The sequence below is a fragment of the Lysobacter terrae genome (assembly GCF_054782215.1).
This window is the reverse complement of the sequence record NZ_BAAGSX010000012.1, coordinates 130,132-140,037: the sequence shown is the minus strand read 5'-3', so window position 1 is coordinate 140,037 and position 9,906 is coordinate 130,132. Positions and strand designations below refer to the sequence as shown.

General features: G+C 62.5%; 12 protein-coding genes. 9 read left to right on the top strand and 3 right to left on the bottom strand.

Annotated elements, in window-relative coordinates; translation table 11 throughout:
- From ACYVJ8_RS17535 to ACYVJ8_RS17495, 9 genes are all read left to right on the top strand, one after another.
- Positions 1-637: RHS repeat domain-containing protein (locus tag ACYVJ8_RS17535; protein WP_460714838.1), on the top strand; the 637-nt coding region annotated here is incomplete at its 5' end.
- Positions 634-1,164, top strand: a complete 531-nt coding sequence (locus ACYVJ8_RS17530) for a hypothetical protein (RefSeq protein WP_460714836.1) — start codon at positions 634-636, stop codon at positions 1,162-1,164. The genes ACYVJ8_RS17535 and ACYVJ8_RS17530, both read left to right, overlap by 4 nt.
- A gap of 459 nt (positions 1,165-1,623) precedes the next feature.
- Entirely contained in the window at positions 1,624-2,199 is a 576-nt protein-coding gene (locus ACYVJ8_RS17525; RefSeq protein ID WP_460714834.1) for a hypothetical protein, read from the top strand.
- A 190-nt stretch (positions 2,200-2,389) separates the two neighbouring features.
- Positions 2,390-3,160, top strand: coding sequence for an SPFH domain-containing protein (locus ACYVJ8_RS17520; protein WP_460714844.1), 771 nt, complete (start codon positions 2,390-2,392; stop codon positions 3,158-3,160).
- A 64-nt stretch (positions 3,161-3,224) separates the two neighbouring features.
- Complete coding sequence (locus ACYVJ8_RS17515; RefSeq protein WP_460714832.1) at positions 3,225-4,811, top strand: hypothetical protein; 1,587 nt, start codon at positions 3,225-3,227, stop codon at positions 4,809-4,811.
- 5 nt (positions 4,812-4,816) lie between these two features.
- Positions 4,817-5,245, top strand: a complete 429-nt coding sequence (locus ACYVJ8_RS17510) for a hypothetical protein (protein ID WP_460714830.1) — start codon at positions 4,817-4,819, stop codon at positions 5,243-5,245.
- Between the two features lie 6 nt (positions 5,246-5,251).
- The gene (locus tag ACYVJ8_RS17505; protein ID WP_460714829.1) at positions 5,252-5,809 is read left to right on the top strand and encodes a hypothetical protein; all 558 of its coding nucleotides are present in this window, start codon (positions 5,252-5,254) and stop codon (positions 5,807-5,809) included.
- A gap of 22 nt (positions 5,810-5,831) precedes the next feature.
- Positions 5,832-6,227: a hypothetical protein gene (locus ACYVJ8_RS17500; protein WP_460714827.1), complete on the top strand. Its 396-nt coding sequence runs from the start codon at positions 5,832-5,834 to the stop codon at positions 6,225-6,227.
- A 38-nt stretch (positions 6,228-6,265) separates the two neighbouring features.
- Positions 6,266-7,087 carry a tetratricopeptide repeat protein gene (locus tag ACYVJ8_RS17495; RefSeq protein WP_460714825.1) on the top strand — a complete coding sequence of 274 codons (822 nt, stop codon included), beginning with the start codon at positions 6,266-6,268 and terminating at the stop codon, positions 7,085-7,087.
- A 79-nt stretch (positions 7,088-7,166) separates the two neighbouring features.
- Here ACYVJ8_RS17495 and ACYVJ8_RS17490 read toward each other — a convergent pair whose 3' ends face one another.
- The 3 genes from ACYVJ8_RS17490 to ACYVJ8_RS17480 form a co-directional block, all read right to left on the bottom strand.
- A complete protein-coding gene (locus tag ACYVJ8_RS17490) occupies positions 7,167-7,550 on the bottom strand; it encodes a hypothetical protein (protein WP_460714823.1) in 384 nt (127 codons plus the stop codon).
- A 166-nt stretch (positions 7,551-7,716) separates the two neighbouring features.
- A complete protein-coding gene (locus tag ACYVJ8_RS17485; RefSeq protein WP_460714821.1) occupies positions 7,717-8,673 on the bottom strand; it encodes a hypothetical protein in 957 nt (318 codons plus the stop codon).
- 116 nt (positions 8,674-8,789) lie between these two features.
- Positions 8,790-9,815 carry an AraC family transcriptional regulator gene (locus ACYVJ8_RS17480; RefSeq protein WP_460714819.1) on the bottom strand — a complete coding sequence of 342 codons (1,026 nt, stop codon included), beginning with the start codon at positions 9,813-9,815 and terminating at the stop codon, positions 8,790-8,792.
- Positions 9,816-9,906: the final 91 nt, after the last annotated feature.

Genomic DNA, 9,906 nt, shown 5'->3' with positions numbered 1-9,906 from the left:
GGCGTTTGGTAACACGGCGCCGATCGAGGATGTGGACGGCGACACCATAAAGCTGGTGTTCAATCAGCGCTTCCCGGGCCAACGTTATGATGCGGCGAGTGGCGTCAACTACAACTACAAACGAGACTATGAGCCGGGCTCTGGGCGCTATATCGAAAGCGATCCAATTGGTCTGTGGGGAGGCATGTCCAGCTATTCGTATGTCAAGGGCATGCCGCTAACAGCTACTGATTCTTTGGGGTTGCTTATCATGAGCAACTCTTGCACGAAGTCCGCGGCGAGGATTCGAGAAGCAGAGCAAAAGATTGAGAAGAAGCTGGCGCAGTGTGACAAGAACTGCCCTGCCGGCGATCGTTCGTGCGTGAAGTGTGAAGATGTACCGAAACTGCGGGAGAAGTTGAAGACAAGCAGTATTCATTGCTCAATTTCTGGTGCAGATTGTGGCAGGGGCGAGTTAGGAGGTTGGTCGGTAACTCTTGAGCCGGCTGGATGGAATCCGAGCGTGTGTGGATGCATCGAAGCAACGATTTTCCACGAGCTTCTGCACAATGTTGGTTATCCCCACTTGCAAGGAACGTTCGACACAATCGACAAAGTAGCAACTAAGTGTTTCCCATGTGGAGTGCCATCGCCATGAAAGCTTTTGCGCCCCCATTTCTATTCGCGTTCCTGGTTCTTGTGATCGCTCCAGTACTCGCGAGAGAAATCCCTGTCACTAGCGACATCATCAAAAGCCAAGCTGACGCACTCTTTATTGGGGACGTCAAGGATGCACACAGGGTTGGTTCCAGGCTGTCAATTGAGGTGGCGGTTGTAGAGAAAATTTTTGACCGAAGGAATGATGTTGCAGGCGTTGTCATTCTCAATCTGCACCAGCAAGAAGCTATTAGCAATTTCAAGGCCGGGGAGAGGTACGTCTTTGCCGCCAGCACTTGCGGCAATGGAGCTCACATCTTGCTTGGTAGGCAGTTCGCTGCCAGAGTCAAGAATGACTCTGTAGATACTCTGAACTGGCACGGATTTGGCCAAATAACCAAACTCGAGGCTCTTCGATCTGAGTTCGCCAAGTTCAAAGTTAAGGATCAGTTTTTGACTGATCAGGTTTGCAAGACACTCTTTGATTGCCATCAGAAGAGAGAGTCAGAAATCAAGGGCATTCCGTGAGGTTTGAGCGTAAAGGCGTAAAGGGGTCAGGTTCCATTTGTTTCGCGGTGCCAAATGTAGGACGCGAGAAAGCTTGGGGTGCACCGAATGAATGAACGTCCCCGTCGACTTCGTTGTGTGTTCAAGCATCCTTCCGTTTTCTTGCGGTGCTTTCCGTCAATGGCTGCACCAAGTTTGCTGCAGAGGGAGGTGGCGCGCGGTGGAAGGATGATGAAGTGGCGATTGTGAGGTCGCTTGTCGATCCTGCGCGCTTTGAGCGATATCCGCCTCCGCCTCCTTCTGATGAGGAAGCGTAGGCCACCTACGCCTACGACGCCCTCAGCCGGCTGACCGCGGTCCACTATCCCACCAGCAGCCTCAACGTCGACTACCGCTGCGACACGGTGCCGGCGGCCTGCGCCACCGGCGAGACCTTCGCCGGCGGCCGCCGCCGAGTCTGTGAGTCATAGGAGCCTAATCATGACTTTCCCTAAGAGAATTGCATGTCTGCTCACAATGACGATTCTGGTCGGCCTCCAGTCCTCTTGTCGGCGGCAAGTCAGTCTCGGGCCAGCACAGGAGCCAAGCTGTCTCCGATCGAGCGAGCAAGCCTACGAAGACTACCGAAACCAACGCTTCGCCCAGGCAATAGAGCATGCCGACAAGGCATGCAATGAACCTGATTGGCAGCTGATCTTCAGCAGTTATACAGCCCTCTTTCTCCAACACCCTTCAGAAAAAATTAAAAAGGACGCGGAAGCAAAGTTTTCGCGGTTTGAGCACAATCCATCATGGTTTGCCGACCCGGGGCCGCTGCTCATTGTCCTTGGTGAGGACGATAAGGCGAAGAAGTGGTATGTCGATTCGCTGAGGCGCCTTGGAGGCCGCTCAACTAGGATGAAGAAACAGGAAATGATTTCCCAGCGGACCTATTTTGAGGCGGCAATAGGAATGATTGATGAGCCGGATTGGCGTTCGTTGCGGGTCCAGGAACAATTGCAAAGGGTGATTGAGGCGGAAAAGATGGCAGTAAAGAAGGCGCGGGAAGCGCAGTGAGCGCCAAAAAGTATCCGACTCGAAATTTATGATCGGTGGAAAGAGTGTCTAAAAAAGTCGGATTGGCGTGTCGCGGCGGCACGGAAAGCCCTATAGCATCGCGGCCAGCCCCAGTAGCACTGGACCACCCACATTTCCCAAGAGAAACCAAGTGAAGTTTTCTGCTCGTCGTTTCATGCTGCCCGCCACTGTGCTGTGCATCAGCATCCTCAGCGTCGGTTGCACCGTCGCCCAGCCTGAGCCGGGTGACGTCGCTGTCTATCAGGATCGCCCCTACCTCTTCGGCCATGAGGGCATCCGGCCCAGCGTCCTGACCGAAGGCCGTGACATGACGTGGCCGTCCACCACGATCATCTACGTCACCACCGCGCCGAAGACGCTGCACGTGTCGTTCCAAGACCTCTCGTCGATGGACAACATCCTGCTCGACTTCGACACCAGCGTGCAGCTGCGCGTGGTCGATGCGGCGGACACCCTGAAGCGTTTTGGTCCCGAGTGGTGGGAGAACAACGTGCTGTCGCCCTATAACTCGATCGTCCGCAAGGCGGTGAAGTCCGAGAAGATGGCGCAGATGATGTCCGACCCCGTGGCCGCCGAGAAGGTCGATCAAGAGGTGACCGACCAGCTGCGTGCGCTGGTCAAGGCGTCCGGTATTCGCGTGGAAGTGATGGCGGTCAACCTGGGCAAGGCCAAGCCGAACGACAACGTGCTGGCGCAGATGAACAACACCGCGGCCGAGCAGCAGCGCAACCTGACCCTGGTCGCCGCCACGATCGCCGAGCAGCAGCGCAAGCTGGAGCAGGAAGCCAAGGCCGACGCCGACAACGCCTACCGCAACAAGATGGGCCTGTCGCCCGAACAGTACCTGGCCCGCCAGCTGGCCGAGATCCAAGCCGACGCGTGCAAGAAGGCGGCCGCGTGCTACCTCGTGCCGCAAGGGACGAACGTCGTCGTCAAGTAAGGACGCCCGGCCCTTTGTATGATCCCTCCAGGGGACGGCCGATCCGGCCGTTGGGGGGATCAACATGCGGCATGCCGTTTTTTGTGTACTTGCGTTGCTGAGTCTTTCGCCCGCGGCCAGCTACGCCCAGGCCGGGGCGTCCGACCAATTCGCGTATTGCCAGGTCGAAGACACCGGCGGCCACGAGATCTGGGTCTCGCAGATCTTCCCGGCGCCGCCGAACACCGGGCCGATGGCGCTGGAGCTGGCGAGCGAGTTCCACGCCCATGTCGCCACGCTCGGCGGGGCGGGCAACAAGCTGTGCCTGGTCGGCTCGCGCCAGACGACGGAGGAAACGCGGGCGAAGATCGCCGCGATCATGGGCAAGCGCGTGTTCGGCGTGCGTGTCTACAAGTGGCATGACGTGCAATGGACGCCCAGCGCGGCGACCTACGCCCGGACCGCGCCCGCGCCGGCAGTGGCGGCGAACCAGTACGTCTATTGCCGCACGACCGACGCCGATGCACGCAAGATGGTCACGAGCGGGATCTTCGCCGCGACGCTGCCGCCAGCGAACAACGGGGAGCATTTCGCAATCTTGGGCCGCTATGCGCAGGCCTTCGCTCAGAATGCGACCGCGAGCTACGGGGTAGCACCGGGGGCGCTGTGCATCGCCAGCGATTCGCAGGCCGAGGCGGACAAGAGCCTCGCCGACTATCGCAAGTCCTTTCCGTTCTCCGGCATCAAGAAGATCGAGATGCCGTGGGTGCCGGGCCCGGCATTGGCAGCGCCTGCCGTGTCGGCGTCGGTGCGGCCGCAGTTGCCTGCCATTGCCCCGGCCACCGGAGCGGGCGCGACGGATGACGTCGAAGCCGATTTCTGGCGCCGTATCAGCAACAGCGGACAAGCCGCGGATTACGAGGAATATCTGGCCGCCTTTCCGCAGGGACGGCATGCGCCGATCGCACGCCTGGAAGCCCGGCGCCTGAGCGGTGGACGTTCTGCGAGTGCGGTGCCCGCCGCCGGCGGGCCGACGGCAGGCACGGCGGCGCCGGCAGCAACGGCGCAACCGGGCGACGACGCGTTGATGCGGCGCATTGCCAGCGACAAGTTCTTCCGGATTCCCGCGGGTACGGGCGCGAGTGCGGAGCGCTCGGGCCGTCGCACCGTCGGCACGGTGCCGCTCGCCACCACCGCCAAGGTCCAGCGCGCACCCGGGGACAACCTGTGCCAGCTGAGCAGCGAGTCGACGGCCGGACAGGATGCTTCCATCACTACTAGCTTCGGCGGCACCACCTGGGCGGGCATGCTGCCGCTGAGTTCGACCCTGCAATCGCGCAGCGTCTATGGCACGAGCAAATACGCGATCAGTACCATCTCCATCGACGCCGTGGAGGGACAGCCCTTCCCGTTGGTGAAGGACAACGCGTTCGGCTACACCTTCACGCAAGTCACCGTAGACCCGGCGGGTACCCGGACCAACACGACGATGTCGGAACAGTGCGTGGTCGGCGACACCGTCCCGGCCAGCACCACCGTCGCGGGCATGGCCGGCGAGCAGACCGAACTGCAGTGCCGCCTGACGTTCAAGGATGCGGCGCTGAAGCCGCAAAAGCAGGTGCTGTACTGGTACAGCGCGGTGGGGTGTTTCATGCAGGATCCGGGGCGCTGATCGATATGACGGATCCCTACAACTCTCACTCTTCGCCCGTAAACAGCACACCGGTGCCGGCGCCGCCGCCGCTTCCGACCCGCATGGTCATGCAGCGCAAAACCGCGCAGCCGAAGGATTGGGTTGCCGCCGTCAACTGGGCTGTGGTCGTGGTTGTCGTTGCGACCGCCATCTACAAGCACATCCCATTCGGTTCGGTCCTTTTCCTGCTTATCCCGATTGCCTTCGCGCTGCTTTCCAAGCTGGCGATCGAAGGCGGGGTGTTCTGTGTCGTTGCGCGGGTGATCAACGGCATTTTCGCGTTGCTATTCCTGGCGAGGCTCCTTGGGCTCAATCCGCATGCCCCGGCGCTGCTATCGCTTTCTCTTTTTGCAATAGTCGTGGCGGTCCCTGGTTTCAATGTCCTCTTCCTCACTCCGAAGGGAGAGGAGTAGGGCGTCATGTCGCAGGCCATGCGCGACGGTGATATCGACTATTCCAGGTACGCCCTGTTGGAGCTGGAAGAAGCTCTGGCGGGGATCGACCGGCACCGGTATCCCAAGAACTATGCGAACTTGCGTTCCGCCTATGAGCGGTTGACCTCGCGCGCCTTGGCGATCCCGGACACGCAGCCGCCCGCCCCGGCGGTTGAGGTGGAGGAGCTCGAGCCGCAGCCGAGGTTTGATCAGTACGGCCGCTACATCCCTAATCAGATCCCGCTCAACCAGCGTGTTATCCATGCGCTGTTGTCGCTGGTGTTGTTCGCCTACGGCGGCTACGGCGTCTGGGTCAACGACCTCTACCTTCCAGGCAAGCGCCGCGGCGTGCATCTGCACGACACGCCGGCCTGGATCATGTATGGGGCCATGACCTGCGCGTGCCTGGTCATGCTTTCGGTAGTGCTCGACCACTACGACCGCCGCAACAACGAAAGGCACTACCGCGCGTTTGCCAAGCTCGGAGAGTTTGCGGGCTGGTCACTGTTCGGCCTTTCGCTGGTATGGTCGATTTTTGGATGACTCTTTCTGGAGAAGGACCCCGATGAAATACCTGCCGCTCGCCCTGCTGCTCCTCCCACTCTCCGCATCCGCCGCCAACGGCGGGATGGGCGAGGCCGTCACGGAAATCGCCCGGGCGACGGGCATGAGTAATCAGTTCGGCACACGCTGCGGCTTCGACAAAGCGTTGCTGGCGCGGCACAAGACCAAGTTCGAGACCGAAGCGCGCCAAGCGAACGCGACGCTGCCCGCGGGGCAGCAGGTGGACATCGCGGCGGAGTTCCAGACGGGCTTCGACGAAGCCAACACGTTCTACGACTCGATCCAGGACGCCGCGATGCGCGCACAGACCTGCCAGGCGGTGATGGCGCAGATCCGTCAGGCGGTGGATTATCCGAGTGTGCTGTCGCTGCCGACGCGGGGCATGCGGCCGCGGTAACACTGATTCGCACGCCTGATTTTATGGAAGGAGATTTTGTGTACGTTCGCAACGCGTTGGGTCTGATCGTTCTCATGGCTGCAGGCTGCACTGCCAACGGCAGCAGGTCCGCCAAATTCGAGGCCTGCGGCGGCGCGGACGAGCCCGCGCGGGCGGTTGCCGCGTGTTCGGAGCTGATTCAGTCGGGCAAGGTGGACGGGCCCGATCTGGGAAGAGTCCGTGCGAATCGTGCCGTGGCCTATTCGGAACTGGGCGAGCAGGACAAGGCGATCGCCGATCTGAATGACGCGCTGCAATTGCTGCCGGGCGACGCGCAGGTCTATGCCATGCGCGGCGTGGCACGCGGGCGGAAGGGCGATCTCGACGCGGCCATCGCGGACTTCACGATTTCCATCGATGGCGATCCCTCCCTGGTGGATTCGTTGACCAATCGCGGCAAGGCGCTGCAGGACAAGGGCGAGTTCGCGCGTGCGATTCCCGACTTCGATCGCGCGCTGGTGCTGCAGCCGAACAACGCGTCCGCTCTGAATGGTCGCTGCTGGTCCCGCGCCGTACTGAACATCGATCTGGACGCGGCTCTGGCCGACTGCAATGCCGGCGTAAAGGCGGGCGGCGCCGAACCTGCCAATACGTTGAACACGCGTGGCTTCGTGTACTACCGGCGTGGCGAATACCGCGAGGCCATTGCGAGCTATGACGCGTCGATCCAGGGAAATCCGAACGGGGCGTCGTCCTATTACATTCGCGGCTTGGCGAAGCGCGCACTGAGCGAGTCCGGCGCTCAGGCCGATATCGACCGGGCGCTGTCGCTGGAGCCGGGCGTGCGTGAGCGTTATGCGGGCTATGGGGTGGCGCCTTAATCAGATAGCTGGCCCCGCAAGTCGCGCAAAAAAGAAGGCCCGCTTCGCGCGGGCCTTCGCATGTCAGCTGCAGATTGAATTACGGCTTCTTGGTTTCTTCGGCCGCCTTGTCGGCCTTGTTCGCGACGTCCTGTGCTGCATCGGCGGTCTTCTGCGCAGCTGTCGCAGTAGCGTCGGCCGCCTTCGCGGTGGCTTCGGCGGCGGCGGCCTTCGCGGCGTCGGCGGTCTGCTCGACGGCAGCACCCGTTTCGGCGGCGGCTTCGCCGGTGGCGGCAGCGGCGGCTTCTGCGCCCTGTTGGGCGGCTTCGCCGGTGGCGCGAGCGGCATCGGCCGCCGACTGACCGGCTTGATCGGCGGCGGCCTTGGCTTCCGCGGCTTCGTTCTGGGCGGTCTGCGTTTCGTTCTTGCAGGCCGACAGAGCGAGGACCGAAGCAACCAGGAGCACGGTCAACTTGATGTTCATAACGGGTCTCCAGAAAGCGTCTGAGAGGCGTAAGGGGTGGGGCGGTGCATGGGCCGTTGCCGGGACTTGGACCTCCCGACGCCTATTCAATCTCTTTCCTGCGTGTGCGGATCGTGAGTGCGCAGGCGGAGATGAACCCTCCGCCTGCCGAAATGTCGGAATTCCGTTACGACGCCCCCACCAGCGGGGCCAGCGCGGCACCGATGCGCTGCATCTGCGTCGGGGTCACCAGGTCGCCCAGTGTTTTCTGGAAGCGCGGTTCCTGTACGCCGGACACGATGTACTGCCAGCGGTAGGCGGCCAGCGTCTGCGCCGTGAGCAGATCCTGTTCTGCGGCGCTCTGCGAGCGGGGCACGATCCGGCAGAAGTAGTCGACATCGGCGCGCGCCTGCGCCTGCAGGATGCCGTCGACGCCGGCAACCAGCGCGATCAGGTCGTCCACCGCGGCGTCGCGCTCCTGCGGCGTGAGCTGGGCGTCGATGCGGCGCCATTCCAGCTCGTCGAGGATTGCGTGCTGCGATTCCTCGCGCCAATGGAACAGGAACACGTCCTTGTACAGCTCCGACAGCGACGCATCCGGCTCGATGCTCTGACGATAGTGCGCCTGGGTGAACAGCTCGATGTGGCAGGTCAGGGCCAACACCGCCCAAGTGCTCTTGCCCAGCACGAACTGCGCGACCGCATTCGGATCGGCCGCACTGGTGTAACCGGCGGGCATGGCGGCGGCGATCATCGTTTCGATGCGGCGGAATAGTTCCTGGTGCTTAAGCTCTTCGTCGCTGAAGCGGATCAGCGCTTCCAGCGCCACCTGATCGCCCAGCCAGTGGCCGCGGCTCAACTCCAGCACCTTGGCATTGATGAAGCGCTCCACCAGTCCGAAGATGTTGGCGTAGCTGCGGCCCTGGATTTGGCTCATCAGGCGGCGCTCGTCGTCGCTCTTGAGGATCGAACGATCGAGCCGGCTCAGTCCGTCCGGCAGGAACTTGTTGTCGAAGTCGAACTGGCGATTGCGGATGACATCGCGATCGATGTCCCAGCGGACGCGCTTGGAGACTTCGATGACTTTGGCGTAGCGGCTGGAATCGGCGGTGCGGTCGGTGTGGTCGATGGCAACAGCGTTCACGGGGAATTCCTGTGCGACGGGGGAGTCGCCATTGTTGGAGAGCGCTTGCCATGCGCACTCCACCCGTCGTCCGCCGCGTTTGCCCGAAAATCCGCGGTTTTCAGGCGGCGCGCCGCTCAGGGCGCGGGCAACCGCCCTTGCTTGCGCCGCCACGCAGCGGGCGGCATGCCGACCAGTCGCTTGAAGGCGCGGCCAAAGGCGGCCTCGGATTCGTAACCGGTCTTGAGCGCGATCGACAGCACGCTGGCCTGGCTCTCCAGCAGCATTCGCGACGCTAGCTGCATGCGCCACTGCGTCAGGTATTGCATCGGCGGTTGCGCGATGAGTTCGACGAAGCGCTCGTGCAAGGCCGAACGCGACAGGCCCACCTGATTGCTGAGCTCGTCGATGCTCCACGCGGCGGTGGGGTTTTCGTGCATCAGCGCCAGGGCGCGGCCGACGAAGCGGTCGCGCAATCCTGCCAGCCAGCCGGTGGACTGCTCGGGCATGCTGTCGATGTGACGGGTCACGGCGTCGACGAACATCATTTCGCTCATGCGTTCGAGCAGCACCTCGCTGCCGGGACGTGGACTGCCGGAGACCGTCGCCGCCAGTTGCGCGAATTGCGCGCCCCACGCGCTGCCCGCGGCGGCCGGCAGGTGCAGCAACCGCGGCAGCGTCGCGAGCAGGGGATTGAACGGGCGCTTGTCGCAGCCGATGAAACCGCAGACCAGGGAAGTGTCCGTCTCGTAGTCGGCGCCGGGTGCCAGTGCGCACGCCTCCTGCGCCGGTGTTGTTGCGACCCCATCCTGGGCAAGCCGGAACGGCCGCTTGTGCAGTTTCATTTCCTGGAACCAGTCGACGTTCGGCTCCGGCCGCAGTCCTGGTGCGCTCGACACTACATGCGGGTCGCCCTGCGGCAGGATGACGATGTCGCCGCGCCGCAGTCGCAGCGGCTGTTCGCCGTGCACGGCGAGCCAGCATTCGCCCGCGGTGACCACGTGGTACGGGATCACCTGATCGACGTCGGACATCACGGCGCCGGCGATGTCGGTGGAAGCCGGCGCTTCGGCCAGCCACTTCCCCGCGCAAGCCAGGTCGTAGAAGAGTGCGCTGCGCAGTCGCACCGTGCGCAGTACGTCGGAGAGGGTGTCGTGGCTCATACGCTGCCTGCCAGGATCGATCACGCCGTACCGATTCTGGCAGAAGCGCCACAGCCGCAGGTATGCCCGGAATCGATTGCCGGACATAGGG

What these genes read in the sequence shown, in the direction of transcription:
- ACYVJ8_RS17480 (WP_460714819.1), bottom strand. Translation starts at nt 9,815, where the DNA reads ATGAGCCACGACACCCTCTCCGACGTACTGCGCACGGTGCGACTGCGC.
- ACYVJ8_RS17510 (WP_460714830.1), top strand. Translation starts at nt 4,817, where the DNA reads ATGACGGATCCCTACAACTCTCACTCTTCGCCCGTAAACAGCACACCG.
- ACYVJ8_RS17490 (WP_460714823.1), bottom strand. Translation starts at nt 7,550, where the DNA reads ATGAACATCAAGTTGACCGTGCTCCTGGTTGCTTCGGTCCTCGCTCTG.
- ACYVJ8_RS17530 (WP_460714836.1), top strand. Translation starts at nt 634, where the DNA reads ATGAAAGCTTTTGCGCCCCCATTTCTATTCGCGTTCCTGGTTCTTGTG.
- ACYVJ8_RS17505 (WP_460714829.1), top strand. Translation starts at nt 5,252, where the DNA reads ATGTCGCAGGCCATGCGCGACGGTGATATCGACTATTCCAGGTACGCC.
- ACYVJ8_RS17515 (WP_460714832.1), top strand. Translation starts at nt 3,225, where the DNA reads ATGCGGCATGCCGTTTTTTGTGTACTTGCGTTGCTGAGTCTTTCGCCC.
- ACYVJ8_RS17525 (WP_460714834.1), top strand. Translation starts at nt 1,624, where the DNA reads ATGACTTTCCCTAAGAGAATTGCATGTCTGCTCACAATGACGATTCTG.
- ACYVJ8_RS17500 (WP_460714827.1), top strand. Translation starts at nt 5,832, where the DNA reads ATGAAATACCTGCCGCTCGCCCTGCTGCTCCTCCCACTCTCCGCATCC.